Genomic DNA, 19,102 nt, shown 5'->3' on the forward strand with positions numbered 1-19,102 from the left:
ATTACTCCTCGTCCTCGATCCAGCCCATGGTCCGCTGCACGGCCTTGAGCCAGTTCTTGTACTCGCGGTCCCGTATGTCCGCGTCCATACGGGGGGTCCACTCGGCGGCCCGGCGCCAGTTGGCGCGCAGCGCGTCGGTGTCCGGCCAGAAGCCGACGGCCAGGCCGGCGGCGTAGGCGGCGCCGAGGCAGGTCGTCTCGGCGACCATCGGGCGCACCACGGGTGCGTCGAGGGCGTCCGAGAGGGTCTGCATCAGCAGATTGTTGGAGGTCATCCCGCCGTCGACCTTGAGCGCGCTCAGCTCGACGCCGGAGTCCTTGGTCATCGCGTCGACGATCTCGCGGGTCTGCCAGGCGGTGGCCTCCAGCACGGCCCGTGCGATGTGCGCCTTGGTGACGTAACGCGTCAGGCCCGCGATCACGCCGCGCGCGTCGTCGCGCCAGTACGGGGCGAACAGACCGGAGAACGCGGGCACGAAGTACGCGCCGCCGTTGTCCTCCACCGAGCTGGCCAGGGTCTCGATCTCGGCGGCGCTGTTGATCAGCCCCATCTGGTCGCGCATCCACTGCACCAGCGAACCGGTGACCGCGATGGAGCCCTCCAGGGCGTACACCGGCTTCTGGTCGCCGATCCGGTAGCCGACGGTGGTCAGCAGGCCGTTGTAGGAGTTGACCGGCTTGTCGGCGGTGTTCATCAGCAGGAAGGTGCCGGTGCCGTACGTGGACTTGGCCTCGCCCTCGGAGAAGCAGGTCTGCCCGAACAGGGCCGCCTGCTGGTCGCCGAGTGCGGACGCGACGGGCACGCCCGCGAGGATGCCGTCGGCGGTGCGCCCGTAGACCTCGGCGGAGGAGCGGATCTTCGGCAGCACGGCGGCCGGGATGTCCATCGACGTCAGGATCTTCTGGTCCCAGTCGAGGGTGTGCAGGTTCATCAGCATGGTGCGGGAGGCGTTGGTGACGTCGGTGACGTGCACTCCGCCGTTGACCCCGCCGGTCAGGTTCCAGATGACCCAGGAGTCCATGGTGCCGAAGAGGAGGTCACCGGCCTCGGCGCGCTCGCGCAGCCCCTCGACGTTGTCGAGCAGCCAGCGGATCTTGGGCCCGGCGAAGTAGGACGCCAGGGGGAGGCCCGTCTCGCGGCGGAAGCGGTCCTGGCCGACGTTGCGGCCCAGCTCCCGGCAGAGCGCGTCGGTCCGGGTGTCCTGCCAGACCAGCGCGTTGTGCACCGGCTCACCGGTGTTCTTGTCCCACAGCAGGGTGGTCTCGCGCTGGTTGGTGATGCCGATCGCCTTGACGTCGGCGGAGGTGATCTCGGCCTTGGTGATCGCGCCGGTCACGACCTCCTGCACGTTCTGCCAGATCTCGGTCGCGTTGTGTTCGACCCAGCCCGGCTTGGGGAAAATCTGTTCGTGCTCCTTCTGGTCGACCGCGACGATGCGCCCGTCGCGGTCGAAGACGATGCAGCGGCTGGACGTGGTGCCCTGGTCGATGGCGGCGATGAACGGACCGTGTCCGTGGGAGGAGGCGCTCGTGGTGTGGGTGTCGGTCATGGTGGATTGCTCTCCTGCGAGTCCGAGGGGGTGGGGGCTAGGCGAAGGCGATCTCGTAGATGCCGCCGGCGAGCGCTCCGCCGAGGAGCGGGCCGACGACGGGGATCCAGGCGTAGCCCCAGTCCGACCCGCCCTTGTTGGGCAGCGGCAGGAGGGCGTGCACGATGCGCGGGCCCAGGTCACGTACCGGGTTGATGGCGTAGCCGGTCGGGCCGCCCAGCGAGAGGCCGATGCCGACCACGACCAGGGCGGTGATCAGGACGCCGATCACGCCCAGACCCTTGCCCTCGCCGTTCAGTCCCTGGGTGAGGATGGCGAGGACCAGGACGGCGGTGGCGATGATCTCGGTGACCAGGTTCTGCACCGTGTTGCGGATCTCCGGGCCGGTGGAGAAGATCCCCAGCACCGGGCCCGCGTCGCCCGCCTGAGCGGCGTCGGCCGCCTTCGTGTCCTGGGCACCCGGACCGCCGACGATCGAGCGGTCGGTGAGATGCGCGTGGAAGTGGCCCACGTACGCGAGCCACACCAGCACCGCGCCGATGATGGCGCCGGTGATCTGCCCGAGGAAGTAGATCGGTACGTCGCCCCACTCGGTGCCGCCCGAGATCGCGAGACCGAGCGTCACGGCCGGGTTGAGGTGCGCGCCGGAGAGCGGCGCCGAGATGTACGCGCCCGTGAGGACGGCGAAGCCCCACCCGAAGGTGATGGCCAGCCACCCGGCGCCGAACGACTTGGACTGCTTCAAGACGACGCCGGCGACGACGCCACAGCCGAGCAGGATGAGTACGGCGGTACCGATGGTCTCGCCGATGAAGATGTCGGAGCTGGACACCCGCGACTCCTTTGTCCTTCGTCCAGGGGAAGGCGAACCCCCGGTTGCGCCGAGGATCCGCGCCCTCGTGGGAGGGCGTTGGTCGGCCCGCGGCGAGTCCACCATAGCGAATATTGTCGTCAGGTGTTCGACAATGCCGACCGATGAACGGCAGTTTTCTTCACGGCGAAGACCCCGTCAAGGGTCGTGTGGAGGAAAAATCCGGAGGATGTGAAAACGTGATGAGGGACCTTGGACCTGGTCCAAGGTCCTGGTCAAAAGTCCTGGTCAGGCTCCCGGTCCAGGTCGGCGCCGGTCCCGCCGGGGACAGGGGGGCAGTGGGGACGGGCCGCGGCGGGGGCGGGGTCAGAAGCGGCCGGCGCCCAGATCGCGGGAGACCGCCCGCGCGCAGTCCCGCACGGCGGCGATCAGCTCGGAGCGAAGCTCCCCGTCCTCGCACACCCGCTCCACCGCGCCCGTGATCCCCACCGCCCCCACCGGCAGCCGCCGCCGGTCGTGCACGGGGGCCGCGACCGAGGCGACGCCCTCCCAGGTCTCCTCCACGTCCGAGCCCCAGCCCCGCGCCCGGGTGAGCGCCAGGACACCCTCGAACGCGTCCTCCTCGGTCACCGTGCGTTTGGTGAACGGCTTCCGGTCGCCCTCGGTCACCTCGCTGTGCGCCACCGGGTCGTACGCGGACAGCACCTTGCCCAGGGCGGTGGAGTGCAGCGGCTGCATGGCGCCGACCTCCAGCACCTGGCGGCTGTCGTCCGGCCGGAAGACGTGGTGGACGATGAGCACGCCCTGCTGGTGCAGCACGCCGAGGTAGACGCTCTCGCCGCTGGAGCGCGCCAGGTCGTCCGTCCACACCAGGGCGCGGGCGCGCAGCTCGTGGACGTCCAGATAGCTGTTGCCCAGCCGCAGCAGCTCGGCGCCCAGCTGGTAGCGGCCCGAGTTCTCGTCCTGCTCGACGAACCCCTCGTGCTGGAGGGTGCGCAGGATGCCGTGGGCGGTCCCCTTGGCCAGTCCGAGGGTGGAGGCGATGTCGGACAGTCCCAGCCGTCGCTCGCCCCCGGCGAGCAGGCGTAGCATCGCGGCAGCCCGCTCCAACGACTGGATGTTCCGTGCCATCGCCAACCTCCTGACTACGGTTCGACAATGCTGAACACTATCGGTCCATGTCGACTCCGCGGTACACATAGCCAAACGTAAACGATCACCAGTCCGTCGCGGCCGACCGGAGGATGTCGGTCCGGCTGATGGGACGGGCGCCTGCCCTCTTGCCCCCGGCAGCTAGGCTGGCCTGGTGCGCCCTTCCCAAGTGAGGGCGCAAAGCCGACAGCCGTCGCACTCCAGGGAGCACATCCATGGCCTCGCACACGTCATCGTCCGCATCCGCCGCCCGAATCGACGCCCTCCGCGAGGCACTCGCCTCCCGCGTCGTGGTCGCCGACGGCGCGATGGGCACGATGCTCCAGGCGCAGGACCCCAGTCTCGACGACTTCCAGCAGCTCGAAGGCTGCAACGAGATCCTCAACATCACCCGCCCCGACATCGTCCGCTCGGTTCACGAGGCGTACTTCGCGGTCGGCGTGGACTGTGTCGAGACGAACACCTTCGGCGCCAACCACGCGGCACTGGGCGAGTACGACATCCCCGAGCGGGTCTACGAGCTGTCCGAGGCGGGCGTCCGGATCGCCCGCGAGGTGGCCGACGAGTTCGCCGCCGACGGGCGCCACCGCTGGGTGCTCGGCTCGATGGGCCCCGGCACCAAGCTCCCCACCCTCGGGCACGCCCCGTACACCACGTTGCGCGACGCCTACCAGCAGAACGCCGAAGGCATGATCGCCGGCGGCGCCGACGCCCTCCTGGTCGAGACCACCCAGGACCTGCTCCAGACCAAGGCCGCCGTCCTCGGCGCCCGCCGCGCCCTGGACGCCACCGGCGCCAACCTCCCGGTCATCTGCTCGGTCACCGTCGAGACCACCGGCACCATGCTGCTGGGCTCCGAGATCGGCGCGGCGCTGACCGCCCTGGAGCCGCTCGGCATCGACATGATCGGCCTCAACTGCGCGACCGGCCCCGCCGAGATGAGCGAGCACCTGCGCTACCTCGCCCGCCACGCGCGCGTACCCCTGTCCTGCATGCCGAACGCGGGCCTGCCGGTGCTCGGCAAGGACGGCGCCCACTACCCGCTCACCCCGGGCGAGCTGGCCGACGCCCAGGAGACCTTCGTCCGCGAGTACGGCATGTCGCTGGTCGGCGGCTGCTGCGGCACCACGCCCGAGCATCTGCGCCAGGTCGTCGAGCGGGTCCGCGACCTGACCCCGACGGCGCGCGAGCCGCGCCCCGAGCCGGGCGCCGCGTCGCTGTACCAGACGGTGCCGTTCCGCCAGGACACCTCGTACCTGGCCATCGGCGAGCGGACGAACGCCAACGGCTCCAAGAAGTTCCGCGAGGCCATGCTGGACGGCCGCTGGGACGACTGCGTGGAGATGGCCCGCGACCAGATCCGCGAGGGCGCCCACCTGCTCGACCTGTGCGTCGACTACGTCGGCCGCGACGGTGTCGCCGACATGGAGGAGCTGGCCGGCCGCTTCGCCACCGCCTCCACCCTGCCGATCGTGCTGGACTCCACCGAGGTGGACGTCATCCAGGCGGGTCTGGAGAAGCTGGGCGGCCGGGCCGTCATCAACTCGGTCAACTACGAGGACGGCGACGGCCCCGAGTCCCGCTTCGCCAAGGTCACCCAGCTCGCCCGCGAGCACGGTGCCGCGCTGATCGCGCTGACCATCGACGAGGAGGGCCAGGCGCGCACGCCGGAGAAGAAGGTCGAGATCGCCGAGCGGATCATCGCCGACCTCACCGGCAACTGGGGCATCCACGAGTCCGACATCCTCATCGACACCCTGACCTTCACCATCTGCACCGGTCAGGAGGAGTCCCGCAAGGACGGCATCGCCACCATCGAGGCGATCCGCGAGCTGAAGCGCCGTCACCCGGACGTCCAGACCACGCTGGGCCTGTCGAACATCTCCTTCGGCCTCAACCCGGCCGCCCGCATCCTGCTCAACTCCGTCTTCCTGGACGAGTGCGTCAAGGCCGGTCTCGACTCGGCGATCGTGCACGCGAGCAAGATCCTGCCGATCGCGCGGTTCGACGAGGAGCAGGTCACCACGGCCCTCGACCTGATCTACGACCGCCGCGCGGAGGGCTACGACCCGCTGCAGAAGCTGATGGCGCTCTTCGAGGGCGCCACCGCCAAGTCACTCAAGGCGGGCAAGGCCGAGGAACTGGCCGCCCTGCCGCTGGACGAGCGCCTCCAGCGGCGCATCATCGACGGCGAGCGCAACGGCCTTGAGGCCGACCTCGACGAGGCCCTCACCGAGCGGCCCGCCCTGGACATCGTCAACGAGACGCTGCTGGAGGGCATGAAGGTCGTCGGCGAGCTCTTCGGCTCCGGCCAGATGCAGTTGCCGTTCGTCCTCCAGTCCGCCGAGGTGATGAAGACCGCGGTGGCCCACCTGGAGCCGCACATGGAGAAGACCGACGACGACGGCAAGGGCACCATCGTGCTCGCCACCGTCCGCGGCGACGTCCACGACATCGGCAAGAACCTCGTCGACATCATCCTCTCCAACAACGGCTACAACGTCGTCAACCTCGGCATCAAGCAGCCGGTCTCCGCGATCCTGGAGGCCGCCCAGGAGCACCGCGCCGACGTCATCGGCATGTCAGGGCTGCTGGTGAAGTCCACGGTGATCATGAAGGAGAACCTGGAGGAGCTGAACCAGCGCAGCCTGGCCTCCGACTACCCCGTCATCCTCGGCGGCGCCGCCCTCACCCGCGCCTACGTCGAACAGGACCTCCACGAGATCTACGAGGGCGAGGTCCGCTACGCCCGCGACGCCTTCGAGGGGCTGCGCCTCATGGACGCCCTCATCGCCGTCAAGCGCGGCGTCCCCGGCGCGGAGCTGCCCGCCCTCAAGCAGCGCCGGGTGCCCAAGCGCGACACCGCGCTGAGCGACCCGGAGCCGGAGGGCCCCTCGCGCTCCGACGTCGCCACCGACAACCCGGTGCCCACCCCGCCCTTCTGGGGGACCCGCGTCGTCAAGGGCATCCAGCAGGTCGACTACGCCTCCTGGCTGGACGAGGGCGCGCTGTTCAAGGGCCAGTGGGGCCTCAAGGAGGCCCGCACCGGCGACGGGCCGAGCTACGCGGAGCTGGTGGAGTCCGAGGGACGCCCGCGCCTGCGCGGCTGGCTGGACAAGCTGCGTACGGAGAACCTGCTGGAGGCCGCGGTGGTCTACGGCTACTTCCCGTGCGTCTCCAAGGGCGACGACCTCGTCCTGCTCAACGAGGACGGCAGCGAGCGGACCCGCTTCACCTTCCCGCGCCAGCGCCGGGGACGTCGCCTGTGCCTGGCGGACTTCTTCCGGCCCGAGGAGTCCGGCGAGACCGATGTGGTCGGCCTCCAGGTGGTCACCGTCGGCTCGAAGATCGGCGAGGCGACCGCCGAGCTGTTCGCGGACAACTCCTACCGCGACTACCTGGAGCTGCACGGGCTGTCCGTGCAGCTCGCCGAGGCGCTGGCCGAGTACTGGCACGCCCGGGTCCGGTCCGAGCTGGGCTTCGCCGGGGAGGACCCCGGCGACATCGAGGACATGTTCGCGCTGAAGTACCGCGGCGCGCGCTTCTCGCTCGGCTACGGCGCCTGCCCCGACCTGGAGGACCGGGCGAAGATCGCCGATCTGCTGGAGCCGGAGCGCATCGGCGTGAAGCTCTCCGAGGAGTTCCAGCTGCACCCCGAGCAGTCGACCGACGCGATCGTCATCCACCACCCGGAGGCCAAGTACTTCAACGCCCGGTAATCGGGGGGCGCCCGACAGGAGGCGCCGCGACGCGCCGCGTCGTAGACTGGTCGATCCGGTAGAGGCCGGTCGTCTTCCCGTCAGCGGAAGGGGGCCGGCCTTCGTGCCCCGCATCCGGAGGTGTTTGGATGACCAGCAGCATCCCCGCCGTCGACACCCGTACGGCCGAAGGCTCCGCCCTCCAGGCTGTCCTGCTCGACATGGACGGCACCCTGGTGGACACCGAGGACATCTGGTGGGACGCGGAAGTGTCCATCTTCGCCGAGCTGGGCCACGCCCTCGCCGAGGAGTACCGCGAGGTGGTGGTCGGGGGCCCGATGGCCCGCAGCGCCTCGTTCCTCATCGAGGCCACCGGCGCCGACATCGCGCTCGCGGAGCTGAGCGGCCTGCTGAACAGCCGTTTCACCGAGCTGCTCGACGGCACCGTGCCCATGCTGCCCGGCGCGCGCCGGCTGCTCACCGAACTGGGCGCGCACGGGGTGCCGACCGCCCTGGTCTCCGCCTCGCACCGGCGGGTGATGGACCGGCTGCTGCGGTCGATCGGACCTGAGAACTTCGCGCTCACGGTCGCGGGCGACGAGATCGGCCGTACCAAGCCGCATCCCGACCCGTATCTGTTCGCCGCCGCGGGGCTGGCCGCCGACCCGGCGCGGTGCGTGGTCATCGAGGACACGGCGACCGGGGTACGGGCCGCCGAGGCGGCCGGGTGCCAGGTGCTCGCGGTGCCCTCCCTCGTGCCGATCGAGCCCGCGGCGGGCCGCACGGTCGTGGGATCGCTGGAAGAAGTCGATCTTCCCTTTCTCCGCTCACTGGTCACAGGAATGCACTGATCGCATACTGAGCGTATGTCTGTAAATTACAGACTGAATAACGCGCTCCCCGTTTTTGTGTGCCGGGGGCGGCATTCCCGGCGTGATGTTTATCACTGCATATGCCGTCGACAGATCGGATGGGTATCTGCTGCGCGTCCCGTCTGGTGTGATTTGGGTCAGCCCTTGTGTCCGGATTGATGACATGCCGTACGAAACGCGACGGCGTCCGGATATCGGTCGCCCCATATCCGTTATCGGTGCGCGATATCGCCTCAACTTCGTTGTGTCTGAGCATGGCTGGCGCCTCGGACTAATCTCGTCGCGAGTGGTTGATCGATCGCAGGGAGACTCCCGACAATGAAGCGCAAGTCGCTCGCGCTGCCGGCCGTGGCGGGCCTACTGACGTCAGCGCTCACCGCATGCGGTGGGCCCGACGGCTCGGGCCCCGACGACGGTGCCATCGTCCTGGGGAGCACCGACCGGATCGAGGCATCGAAGGCGGCGCCCGCCCCGCTGGACCCCGCCCAGGCCTACGACTTCGCCTCGTGGAGCGTGCTGCACAACAGCTTCCAGACGCTGATGCGACTGCCCCGCTCGGGAACCGAGCCGATACCCGACGCCGCGCAGAAGTGCGGCTTCCAGGACCGGCAGAGCGAGCAGTACCGCTGCACCCTGCGCAGCGGACTGGAGTTCTCCAACGGCCACGCGCTCACCTCCGAGGACGTCAAGTTCTCCCTCGACCGGATGCTGCGGATCAAGGACAGCAACGGCCCGGTCTCCCTGCTCTCGAACGTGGACAAGGTGGAGACCCCGACCTCCCGCGAGGTCGTCATCCATCTCCGCGCCCCCGACGCGACCTTCCCGTCCAAGCTCACCACCCCGGCCGCGGCCATCCTGGACAGTGAGGTCTACCAGCCGAACGCGCTGCACAAGGGCTTCGACCTCGTCGGTTCGGGCCCGTACCAGGCGAAGACCGAGGTGCGGGACAACCGGCTGGTGAAGGTGCGCTTCACCCGGAACCCGAACTACCAGGGCGATGTGAAGCCGAAGAGCGACAAGGTCGAGCTGCGGTTCTTCGACTCCGCCGCGGCCATGGAGAAGGAGCTGGCCGACGGCCGCATCGACGCGGTGCACCGCGGCTTCTCGCCCGGCCAGATCGACAAGCTCAAGAAGCGCGAGGTCAAGGGCGTCCGGCTCTTCGAGTCCTCCGGTCAGGGCATCCGCTACCTCGTCTTCGACACCGACGACCCGTCGGTCAGGGCCAAGGGCGTACGGCAGGCCATCGCCCATCTGGTGGACCGGCAGGCACTGGTGCGCGACGTCTACAAGCGGACCGCCGAGCCCCTCTACTCGCTGATCCCGAACAACGTCATCTCGCACACCAACTCGTTCTACAACGAGTACGGCGACCCTGACCCCGACGCCGCCCGCAGCGCCCTGCGCGACGCGGGGGTCAGCACCCCGGTGAAGCTGACCCTGACGTACACCACCGACCACTACGGTCCGGAGACCGCGCAGGAGTTCAAGGAGCTGCGGAGCCAGCTCAACCGCAGCGGGCTTTTCAAGGTCAGGATCAAGGGTGTCCGCTGGGCCGAGTTCCGCCCCAACCTCCCCAAGCGTGCGTACGCCGCCTACGGCATGGGGTGGCTGCCGGACTTCCCGGACCCGGACAACTACGTCGCGCCCTTCCTGGCCAAGGACAACTTCCTCAACTCGCCCTACCGCGACAGCACCGTGCAGGACGAGCTGATCCCGCAGACCCGGCAGGAGAGCCGGCGCCCCCAGGCGGCCGCGGACTTCCAGACCATCCAGAACACCGTCGCCGACGATGTGCCCTATCTGCCGCTGTGGCAGGGGAACACCTATGTGGCGGCCCGAGAGAACATCACCGGGGCCGAATACGCATTCGACTCCTCGACCATGCTGCAGCTGTGGGAGCTGGGTCGAGGAGCCGACAGCTGACGCGACGCCAGACGGGGGCCGGACAACGAGACGACGAAACTGTGAGGAAACCACCCGTGAGGAAACGTGACCAGTGGCTGGCAGCTCCGCTTGGAGCGGGGCTCGCCGCCGCCCTGCTCACCGGCTGTGGGAGCGAGGACGGGGACGCCGCGGGAAGCGGTGAGCACGTCGTCATGGGCATGTCGGACGAGGTGCTGGCCACCGATCCGGCATCCGGCTACGACCCGGGCTCCTGGCTGTTGTTCAACAACGTGTTCCAGTCGCTGCTGAGCTTCCCCAAGGGCGGCGCCACCCCGCAGCCGGAGGCGGCGGAGAAGTGCGGCTTCAAGGACGGCTCCAGCGAGGTCTTCAGCTGCACCCTGCGGAACGACCTGAAGTTCTCCAACGGACATCCGCTCACCTCCGAGGACGTCAAGTTCTCGTTCGAGCGCACCATGCGGATCAACGACGAGAACGGCCCGGCGGTGATGCTCGCCGGCATCGGGAACATCAAGACCCCGGACGAGCGGACCGTCGTCTTCAACCTGAAGACCCCGGACGCCACCTTCCCGCAGAAGATCGCCTCCGGCGCCGGGTCCATCGTGGACCACAGCGCATACCCGGCCGACAAGCTGCGCACCGACAACAAGGCGGTCGGCTCCGGCGTCTACAAGCTGGACTCCTTCAGCAAGAAGGAGGCGGACTTCTCGGTCAACGGTGACTACCAGGGCCCCGCCACGGTGCAGAACAGCGGGATGACCCTCAAGTTCTTCCAGGGCCGGCAGCAGGAGCTGAAGGACGCCGTCCAGAACGGCGACGTGGACCTGGCCTACCGCGGGCTGGCCATGAAGGACCTGTCCGACCTCCAGGCCGAGTCCCTCAGCGGCGGCAAGAACCTGAACGTCGTCGAGGGCACCGGCGCCGAGGTCCAGCACCTGGTCTTCAACATGAAGGACCCGGTGGCCGGAAAGCTCGGCGTGCGCAAGGCCATGGCGTACCTCATCGACCGCTCCACCCTGGTCCGGGACGTCTACAAGCGCACCGCCGAGCCGCTGTACTCGGTCGTCCCGGCCGGCATCACCGGCCACAACACGGCCTTCTTCGACAAGTACGGCGACCGCCCGCAGCCCGAGAAGGCCAAGCAGGCGCTGCGGGAGGAGGGGATCACCGACAAGGTCAAGCTCACCCTGTGGGGCACCCCGATCCGCTACGGCCCCGGCACCGTGCCGGGCCTCCAGGAGATCGCCAAGCAGCTCAACGCCAGCGGGCTGTTCGACGTCGACGTGAAGAGCACCGACGTCGCCACCTACGAGAAGGGCGTGGCCGCGGGCGACTACCCCGTCTACGTCAAGGGCTGGGTGCCCGACTACCCGGACCCGGACAACTTCGTCGCCCCGTTCTTCGGCACCGGCAACGTCCTGTCCAACCACTTCACCTCGGCGCAGCTCACCGGGCAGCTCATCCCGGCCACCGCCGGCCAGCCCAGCCGCGCCGCCACGGTCGGCGACTTCAAGAAGATCCAGGACCTCGTCGCCGACGAGGTGCCGATGCTGCCGCTGTGGCAGGGCAAGCAGTACGCGGTGGCCCAGGACTCCATCTCCGGGCTGCAGTGGACCCTGGACGCCTCGACGGTCTTCCGCTTCTGGGAGATCAAGAAGTCGCCCACGGACTGACGCACCTCCCGCTCCGGCGCGCCTCCCGCGTGATGCGCGCCGGAGCGGACCCGTACCGCTATGGGTACCGCTACTGCGCGCCGGGGCGGACCAGCCCGCTCTCGTACGCGTAGACCGCGGCCTGCACCCGGTCCCGCAGCCCCAGCTTGGTCAGCACATGGCCCACATGCGTCTTGACCGTCGTCTCGCTCACGAACAGATCCGCGGCGATCTCCGCGTTCGACAACCCCCGGGCCACCAGCTTGAGCACCTCGACCTCGCGCTCGGTGAGCGTGTGCAGGGTGTCCGGAACCGGCTCCTCACCCGACGGCAGATGCCCGGCGTACTTGTCGAGCAGCCGGCGCGTGATGCTCGGCGCCAGCATCGCCTCACCCGCCGCCACCACCCGGATGGCCTGCACCAGCTCGGTGGCCGGCGCGTCCTTCAGCAGAAAGCCGCTGGCCCCGGCGCGCAGCGCCTCCACCACGTACTCGTCGAGGTCGAAGGTGGTCAGCACGAGCACCTTCGCCGGGCCGTCCCGCCCCGGGCCGGTGATCTGCCGGGTCGCCTCCACCCCGTCCATGCGCGGCATCCGGATGTCCATCAGCACCACGTCGGGCTGGAGCGCCCGCACCTGGTCGAGGGCCTGCAGACCGTCCCCCGCCTCGCCGACGACCGCCAGATCCTGCTCCGCCTCCAGGATCATCCGGAAGCCGGTGCGCAGCAGCGGTTGGTCATCGACCAGTAGGACGCGGATCGCCACGGGATCTCCTTCGCTAGACCGCGTCCATTCTGCCGGAGCCATCACCCCCAGAGGGAGCGGGGGACCGAGCCGGCGACTGGGCCGGGATCACGGGCAGCGGATACCGCGGGGGAGTGCCACCGAATTCCGGACAGTGCGCCTGATGGTCGCACCAGCCGCACAGCTTGGTCCGGCGCGGCAGGAAGTCCCCCGTCTCCGTCGCCAGCCGGATCGCCTCCCACAGGGCCAGCACCTTGCGCTCCACCCCGAGCAGATCCCGCTCCACCGGGTCGTACGTCAGCACATCGCCGCTGCCCAGATAGACCAGCTGCAGCCGGCGCGGCACCGTGCCGCGCAGCCGCCACAGCACCAGGGCGTAGAACTTCATCTGGAACAGCGCCTCGCCCGCGAACTGCGGAGAGGGCGCCTTCCCCGTCTTGTAGTCGACGATCCGCACGTCCCCGGTCGGCGCGACGTCCACCCGGTCGATGATCCCGCGCAGCGTCAGCCCCGACTCCAGCGCGGTCTCCACGAACAGCTCCCGCTCGGCGGGCTCCAGCCGGGTCGGGTCCTCCAGCGAGAACCACTCCTCCACCAGCTTCTCGGCCCCCATCAGCCACTCGGCCAGCCGCTCCGGGGACTCCGCGCCGTCCTCCTCCCGGAACAGCTCCGCCAGCTCCGGCTTGGCCGCCAGCAGCCGCTCCCACTCGCCCGGCACCATCGCCCGGGCACGCGGCGCGGTGCGCTCGGCGGCGGGCGCGTCGAACAGACGCTCCAGCACCGCGTGCACCACCGTGCCCCGCGTCGCGGCGGCGCTCGGCTTCTCCGGCAGTTTGTCGATCACCCGGAAGCGGTACAGCAAGGGGCACCGCATGAAGTCCGCCGCACGGGACGGTGAGAGCGACGCGGCGCGGCCGGACTGCGGTGCCCCGTCCGCCTGTTCGGGCTGCCCTGAGGTGATTCCCATGGCGAAGACCCTACGACCCGCCACCGACAGCCGGACGCATACCATCGACGTCCGAGCCCCTCGCACTGCATGATCGTGGGGACCGTATCAAAACAGGGTGCGACGGACGCACCCGACGAGGGGACACCGTGGACAACAGCGGGCAGCGGCAGTCCGGCGACGGGGGAGCGGACCGCACGACCGAGCCCGAGGCGGACAAGCCGCGCCGCCCACGCGAGGTGGGCGGCGGCATCCTGATGGGGCGCCCCTTCGGCGTACCCGTCTACGTCTCGCCCAGCTGGTTCCTCGTGGCCGCCCTCATCACCTGGGTCTTCGGCGGCCAGCTGGAGCGGGTGCTGCCGGAGCTGGGCGCCGCCCGCTACCTGGTGTCGCTCTTCTTCGCCGTCGCCTTCTACGCCTCCGTCCTGGTGCACGAGCTGGCACACACCGTGGCCGCCCTGCGCTTCAAGCTGCCGGTGCGCCGGATCCAGCTGCAGTTCTTCGGCGGCGTCTCGGAGATCGAGAAGGAGTCCGAGACCCCCGGCCGGGAATTCGTCCTCGCCTTCGTCGGCCCGCTGCTCTCCCTGGTCCTCTCCGGGGTCTTCTACCTCGGCATGCTGGTCGTGGACCCCGACTCGGTGCCCGGGGTGCTGCTCGCCGGGTTGATGATCTCCAACCTCATCGTGGCCGCCTTCAACCTGCTGCCCGGCCTCCCGCTGGACGGCGGGCGCATGCTGCGCGCCGTCGTCTGGAAGATCAGCGGCAGGCCCATGGCCGGCACCGTCGCCGCCGCCTGGACCGGCCGGGCGCTCGCCGTCGCCGTCCTGGTCGGGCTGCCGCTGCTCACCCAGGCGGGCGGCCTCGGCGGAGAGCCCAAGGACTTCGGCAGCGTCGACTCGCTCACCGACGCGCTGCTCGCCGCCATACTCGCCGCGATCATCTGGACCGGCGCCGGCAACAGCCTGCGCATGGCCCGGCTGCGGGAGCGCCTGCCGGACCTGCGCGCCCGCAACCTCACCCGGCGCGCCGTGCCCGTCGCGTCCGACACCCCGCTGTCCGAGGCGCTGCGGCGGGCCAACGAGGCGGGGGCACGCGCCCTCGTCGTGGTGGACGGCCACGGCGCCCCGACCGCCGTGGTGCGGGAGGCGGCCATCGTCGGCGTCCCGGAGCACCGGCGCCCCTGGGTGGCGGTCAGCGGCCTCGCCCAGGACCTCAAGGACGGCATGCGGGTCTCCGCCGAGCTGACCGGCGAGGAACTGCTGGACACCCTGCGCGCCACCCCCGCGACCGAGTACCTGGTGGTGGAGGAGACGGGCGAGATCTACGGCGTGCTCTCCACGGCAGACGTCGAGCGCGCCTTCGTCAACGCCATGGCGCGCACCCCCACTGCCTGATGTGAGGCTCGCTTGCCTCCGGGCGCTCGAGTCCCCTGCCGACGCTCCTCGACACTGCGCTCTGTCGCTCGTACCTCGCTCCGACGCTTGGTCTCTCCCCCAGCTACCGCTGGGAGGTGCCCCCCATTCGACAGGGGCGCGCCCTTTGGCGCTCGCCTGAAGCGGTACCCCCGAGGCCCGCCGTCCCGGGCAGGCTCCCGCTGCCGGTAGGCTGTTCACATGTCCGAACCGACCGGTGCCGCCCGCCGTCGCGGGCCCTTCCAGGTCGGGGACCAGGTCCAGCTCACCGACCCCAAGGGACGCCACTACACGTTCACGCTCGAAGCCGGGAAGAACTTCCACACCCACAAGGGATCCTTCCCCCATGACGAGCTGATCGGCGCCCCCGAGGGAACCGTCGTGCGCACCACGGGAAACGTCCCGTATCTCGCGCTGCGCCCCCTGCTCCCCGACTATGTCCTGTCCATGCCACGCGGTGCCGCCGTGGTCTACCCCAAGGACGCGGGGCAGATCCTGGCGATGGCCGACATCTTCCCCGGCGCCCGCGTCGTCGAGGCGGGCGTCGGCTCCGGCTCGCTCTCCACCTTCCTGCTGCGGGCCATCGGCGACCAGGGCATGCTGCACTCCTACGAGCGCCGGGCCGACTTCGCCGAGATCGCCTCCCAGAACGTCGAGCGCTACTTCGGCGCCCCCCACCCCGCCTGGCAGCTGACCGTCGGCGATCTCCAGGACAACCTCTCCGACACCGACGTCGACCGCGTCATCCTGGACATGCTCGCCCCCTGGGAGTGCCTGGAAGCGGTGTCCAAGGCGCTCGTGCCCGGCGGCATCCTGTGCGCCTACGTCGCCACCACCACCCAGCTGGCCCGCACCGTGGAGTCCATCCGCGAGCACGGCACCTTCAACGAGCCGTCGGCCTGGGAGACCATGGTCCGCACCTGGCACGTCGAGGGCCTCGCGGTGCGCCCCGACCACCGGATGATCGGCCACACCGGCTTCCTGCTCACCGCCCGCCGCCTCGCGGACGGCGTGGAGCCGCCGCTGCGCCGCCGCCGGCCCGCCAAGGGCGCGTACGGCGACGACTACCCCGGCTACGGCAGCGGGAAGGACACCGGCGCCTCCGGCTCGGCCGGCTAGTCGCCTCCGGCTCGACCGGCCGGTCAACGACTCGGCGCGGCCACCGACTTCCCCCGTGCGGGGCGGTGGCCGCGCCGGTGTGAGATGTGGCACGATGCGGAGCACCCCCTCCGCCGCAGCCATCTCATGGAGTCATCCCGCGTGCAGCCTCTGGGCCCGGATCTCGCGCACACCCGACCCCGTCCGGTGCACTGGATCGCGACCGCCGCCGCACTGGCCGCCGTCGTCGCCGGGGCATCGGCCTTCCAGCCCACCGAGGCCAAGGCCGGCCCCGCCCCCACCACCCTCTCCGCGCACCGTGCCGGCGGCCTGCCCGCCCTCCGGGCCCCCGACCCGCGCGCCGCGCACTACCCGATGGAATGCGGCCGGGCCGAGCCCGGCGTGGTGGACCGGGCCTCCTCCGACCTCGACGGCGACGGGCGGCCGGAAACCGTCGCCGTGGTGCGCTGCGAGACCGCGGCCGGCAACCCGCCCAGTGGCCTCTACGTGCTAGCGCAGCCGAAGCGACCGGGTGCGGCCCCCCGGATCGTGGCGACCTTCGTCGATCCGAAGGAGGGGATGAGTGTCCAAGATTTCGCGGTGCGCGGAACGAAGGTTTCGGCCACTTTGCTGGGCTACTCGTCCACCAAGATCCCGCGGTGCTGTCCGGATCTGCAGCGCAAGGTCAACTGGCAGTGGCAGGACGGCGAGTTCGTCGTGAAGGCACTGCCCGTGCCGGGGAGTGTCTGACCGGTCACGCGGCGTTCCGGCGGGCGCCCGCCCACGCGGCGCGCGGGCGCACCTACGCGTCCGGGCCGTACACCTCGACCTTGTCCGCGGTGCGCCGCACATGGATGCAGTCGCCCGGGCACTCCTTGGCGGAGTCCACGACCTCGGTGAGCAGCGGAAGCGGCACCAGGGTGGTCGCGCCCTTGTCCTGCAGAAGCTCGTCGTCGGCGCTCTTGACGTAGGCTAGACCGTCGATGTCGAGTTCGAAGACCTCGGGCGCGTACTGGGCACAGATCCCATCACCCGTGCACAGGTCCTGGTCAATCCAGACTTCAAGATCGCCGAGCTCCTCGTTCCGCACGGTGCGTCGCCTGCCGTTCCCTCGATACGCGATTCAACATTGACTAAATATCGCCAGCACTGGCGGGTGTTGACCGGGTCGACGATACAACCGCTCGCTTTCCGATGTTGTTGGGTGGGTATTCACCTGGCGTGAGGGAGTGCGCAAGGGTGAAGATCGGACACACGCCGACCGGGTTTGTGATCTAGGGGTTTCAACCCGCACCGGCCCAGGTAGGGTCAGGAAGCGTCCAGCTCCCCTTGGAGGAGGTGAGGACCGTGGCAGCCCACGACGACGACATCAACCGCGGCATCCGGCCGGGGCGGGGGTCTGACGACCCCGCCGGTCAGGTTGCCTATCTCGAGCAGGAAATCGCCGTCCTGCGCCGCAAGCTCGCCGACTCTCCGCGTCATACGAGGATTCTCGAAGAGCGGATCGTCGAGCTGCAGACCAATCTGGCGGGAGTCTCCGCACAGAACGAGCGGCTCGCGAACACCCTCCGTGAGGCCCGCGACCAGATCGTGGCCCTCAAGGAGGAGGTCGACCGGCTCGCGCAGCCTCCGGCCGGTTTCGGTGCCTTTCTGCAGGCGAACGAGGACGGCACAGCCGACATCTTCACCGGAGGCCGTAAACTCCGCGTGAACGTCAGCCCGAGCGTCGAGCTCGATGACCTCAGGCGGGGCCAGGAGGTCATGCTCAACGAGGCGCTCAACGTGGTCGAGGCCATGGAGTTCGAGCGCGCCGGGGACATCGTCACCCTCAAGGAGGTCCTTGAGGACGGCGAGCGGGCCCTGGTGATCGGGCACACCGACGAGGAGCGCGTGGTGCGGCTCGCCGAGCCGCTGCTGGAAACCACCATCCGCCCCGGTGACGCCCTGCTGCTGGAGCCCCGGTCCGGCTACGTCTACGAAGTCGTACCGAAGAGCGAGGTCGAGGAACTCGTCCTCGAAGAGGTCCCGGACATCGACTACACCAAGATCGGCGGCCTGGGAAACCAGATCGAGCTGATCCGGGACGCGGTCGAGCTCCCGTACCTCTACCCCGATCTGTTCAAGGAGCACGAACTGCGGCCGCCCAAGGGCGTGCTGCTGTACGGCCCGCCCGGCTGCGGCAAGACGCTGATCGCGAAGGCCGTCGCCAACTCCCTTGCCAAGAAGGTCGCCGAAGTCACCGGCAAGCCCGCGGGGAAGAGCTTCTTCCTCAACATCAAGGGCCCCGAGCTGCTCAACAAGTACGTCGGTGAGACGGAGCGGCACATCCGGCTGGTCTTCCAGCGGGCCCGGGAGAAGGCCAGCGAGGGCACGCCGGTCATCGTCTTCTTCGACGAGATGGACTCCCTGTTCCGCACCCGCGGCTCCGGAGTCAGCTCGGACGTGGAGAACACCATCGTCCCGCAGCTGCTCTCCGAGATCGACGGCGTCGAGGGCCTGGAGAACGTCATCGTCATCGGCGCCTCGAACCGCGAGGACATGATCGACCCGGCCATCCTGCGCCCCGGCCGCCTCGACGTGAAGATCAAGATCGAGCGTCCGGACGCGGAGGCCGCCAAGGACATCTTCTCGAAGTACCTGACAGCCAGCCTGCCGGTCCACACGGACGACCTCGCCGAGCACAGCGGCTCCGCGAAGGCGGCCGTCGCCGGCATGATCCAGTCGGTCGTCGAGCAGATGTACGCGGAATCCGAGGAAAACCGCTTCCTGGAGGTCACCTACGCCAATGGTGACAAGGAAGTCCTCTACTTCAAGGACTTCAACTCCGGCGCCATGATCCAGAACATTGTGGACCGGGCGAAGAAGATGGCCATCAAGGCATTCCTCGACCACAACCAGAAGGGCCTTCGGGTCTCCCATCTGCTCGCCGCCTGCGTGGACGAGTTCAAGGAGAACGAGGACCTGCCCAACACCACCAACCCGGACGACTGGGCCCGCATCTCCGGTAAGAAGGGTGAGCGGATCGTCTTCATCCGCACCCTGGTCACCGGAAAGCAGGGTGCGGACACGGGACGCTCCATCGACACGGTGGCCAACACCGGTCAGTACCTGTAACACCGCTGTCCGGCTGCGGATGTCCTGGACGGGGCATCCGCAGCCGGATGCGCTTTTCGGACGGCATTCATCGTATGAGTCCTACGAGCCCCACCGGAGCAATGACTGTCATGATCTCCGCCAGTTGCGGACCGGAAGCGCAGCGGTACTTGAG

Annotated in this window: 14 protein-coding genes; 8 read left to right on the forward strand and 6 right to left on the reverse strand. The window is 69.4% G+C overall.

Going from position 1 to position 19,102, the window contains the following annotated elements; all coding sequences use genetic code 11:
* Position 1 precedes the first annotated feature (1 nt).
* The 3 genes from glpK to ACH4SI_RS15530 form a co-directional block, all read right to left on the reverse strand.
* On the reverse strand, positions 2-1,549 hold the full coding sequence (gene glpK, locus ACH4SI_RS15520; RefSeq protein WP_398296215.1) for a glycerol kinase GlpK: 1,548 nt from the start codon (positions 1,547-1,549) through the stop codon (positions 2-4).
* A 37-nt stretch (positions 1,550-1,586) separates the two neighbouring features.
* Positions 1,587-2,381 (reverse strand): MIP/aquaporin family protein, encoded by a 795-nt coding sequence (locus tag ACH4SI_RS15525; protein ID WP_398296216.1) that lies wholly within the window; start codon positions 2,379-2,381, stop codon positions 1,587-1,589.
* A 345-nt stretch (positions 2,382-2,726) separates the two neighbouring features.
* Positions 2,727-3,491, reverse strand: a complete 765-nt coding sequence (locus ACH4SI_RS15530) for an IclR family transcriptional regulator (RefSeq protein WP_398296217.1) — start codon at positions 3,489-3,491, stop codon at positions 2,727-2,729.
* A 236-nt stretch (positions 3,492-3,727) separates the two neighbouring features.
* On the opposite strand from ACH4SI_RS15530, the gene metH reads away from it, so the two are divergent.
* From metH to ACH4SI_RS15550, 4 genes are all read left to right on the forward strand, one after another.
* Positions 3,728-7,231 (forward strand): methionine synthase, encoded by a 3,504-nt coding sequence (gene metH, locus ACH4SI_RS15535; protein WP_398296218.1) that lies wholly within the window; start codon positions 3,728-3,730, stop codon positions 7,229-7,231.
* Between the two features lie 128 nt (positions 7,232-7,359).
* Positions 7,360-8,061 (forward strand): HAD family hydrolase, encoded by a 702-nt coding sequence (locus ACH4SI_RS15540; protein ID WP_398296219.1) that lies wholly within the window; start codon positions 7,360-7,362, stop codon positions 8,059-8,061.
* Positions 8,062-8,400: 339 nt separating this feature from the next.
* The gene (locus tag ACH4SI_RS15545) at positions 8,401-10,005 is read left to right on the forward strand and encodes an ABC transporter substrate-binding protein (protein WP_398296220.1); all 1,605 of its coding nucleotides are present in this window, start codon (positions 8,401-8,403) and stop codon (positions 10,003-10,005) included.
* Positions 10,006-10,061: 56 nt separating this feature from the next.
* Positions 10,062-11,657: an ABC transporter substrate-binding protein gene (locus ACH4SI_RS15550; RefSeq protein ID WP_398296221.1), complete on the forward strand. Its 1,596-nt coding sequence runs from the start codon at positions 10,062-10,064 to the stop codon at positions 11,655-11,657.
* A 70-nt stretch (positions 11,658-11,727) separates the two neighbouring features.
* Here ACH4SI_RS15550 and ACH4SI_RS15555 read toward each other — a convergent pair whose 3' ends face one another.
* Entirely contained in the window at positions 11,728-12,399 is a 672-nt protein-coding gene (locus ACH4SI_RS15555) for a response regulator transcription factor (protein ID WP_009719179.1), read from the reverse strand.
* Between the two features lie 13 nt (positions 12,400-12,412).
* Positions 12,413-13,345 (reverse strand): RecB family exonuclease, encoded by a 933-nt coding sequence (locus ACH4SI_RS15560; protein WP_398296222.1) that lies wholly within the window; start codon positions 13,343-13,345, stop codon positions 12,413-12,415.
* A gap of 128 nt (positions 13,346-13,473) precedes the next feature.
* Here ACH4SI_RS15560 and ACH4SI_RS15565 point away from each other — a divergent pair, with 128 nt between their 5' ends.
* The 3 genes from ACH4SI_RS15565 to ACH4SI_RS15575 all read left to right on the forward strand — a co-directional run bounded on the left by ACH4SI_RS15565 (position 13,474) and on the right by ACH4SI_RS15575 (position 16,584).
* On the forward strand, positions 13,474-14,718 hold the full coding sequence (locus ACH4SI_RS15565) for a site-2 protease family protein (protein ID WP_398296223.1): 1,245 nt from the start codon (positions 13,474-13,476) through the stop codon (positions 14,716-14,718).
* Between the two features lie 219 nt (positions 14,719-14,937).
* Positions 14,938-15,855, forward strand: coding sequence for a tRNA (adenine-N1)-methyltransferase (locus ACH4SI_RS15570; protein ID WP_398296225.1), 918 nt, complete (start codon positions 14,938-14,940; stop codon positions 15,853-15,855).
* Between the two features lie 141 nt (positions 15,856-15,996).
* Positions 15,997-16,584, forward strand: a complete 588-nt coding sequence (locus ACH4SI_RS15575; protein ID WP_398296227.1) for a hypothetical protein — start codon at positions 15,997-15,999, stop codon at positions 16,582-16,584.
* A 52-nt stretch (positions 16,585-16,636) separates the two neighbouring features.
* Here ACH4SI_RS15575 and ACH4SI_RS15580 read toward each other — a convergent pair whose 3' ends face one another.
* Positions 16,637-16,924, reverse strand: a complete 288-nt coding sequence (locus tag ACH4SI_RS15580; protein WP_398296228.1) for a ferredoxin — start codon at positions 16,922-16,924, stop codon at positions 16,637-16,639.
* A 257-nt stretch (positions 16,925-17,181) separates the two neighbouring features.
* Here ACH4SI_RS15580 and arc point away from each other — a divergent pair, with 257 nt between their 5' ends.
* Positions 17,182-18,948 (forward strand): proteasome ATPase, encoded by a 1,767-nt coding sequence (gene arc, locus ACH4SI_RS15585; RefSeq protein WP_398296229.1) that lies wholly within the window; start codon positions 17,182-17,184, stop codon positions 18,946-18,948.
* The last annotated feature ends 154 nt before the right edge of the window (positions 18,949-19,102 follow it).

The organism is Streptomyces sp. NPDC021212 (assembly GCF_044332925.1).
GTDB lineage: Bacteria > Actinomycetota > Actinomycetes > Streptomycetales > Streptomycetaceae > Streptomyces.

Excerpts from the sequence above, each read along its gene's own strand:
- glpK (WP_398296215.1), bottom strand. The coding sequence starts at position 1,549 with ATGACCGACACCCACACCACGAGCGCCTCCTCCCACGGACACGGTCCG.
- ACH4SI_RS15530 (WP_398296217.1), bottom strand. The coding sequence starts at position 3,491 with ATGGCACGGAACATCCAGTCGTTGGAGCGGGCTGCCGCGATGCTACGC.
- metH (WP_398296218.1), top strand. The coding sequence starts at position 3,728 with ATGGCCTCGCACACGTCATCGTCCGCATCCGCCGCCCGAATCGACGCC.
- ACH4SI_RS15540 (WP_398296219.1), top strand. The coding sequence starts at position 7,360 with ATGACCAGCAGCATCCCCGCCGTCGACACCCGTACGGCCGAAGGCTCC.
- ACH4SI_RS15545 (WP_398296220.1), top strand. The coding sequence starts at position 8,401 with ATGAAGCGCAAGTCGCTCGCGCTGCCGGCCGTGGCGGGCCTACTGACG.
- ACH4SI_RS15560 (WP_398296222.1), bottom strand. The coding sequence starts at position 13,345 with ATGGGAATCACCTCAGGGCAGCCCGAACAGGCGGACGGGGCACCGCAG.
- ACH4SI_RS15570 (WP_398296225.1), top strand. The coding sequence starts at position 14,938 with ATGTCCGAACCGACCGGTGCCGCCCGCCGTCGCGGGCCCTTCCAGGTC.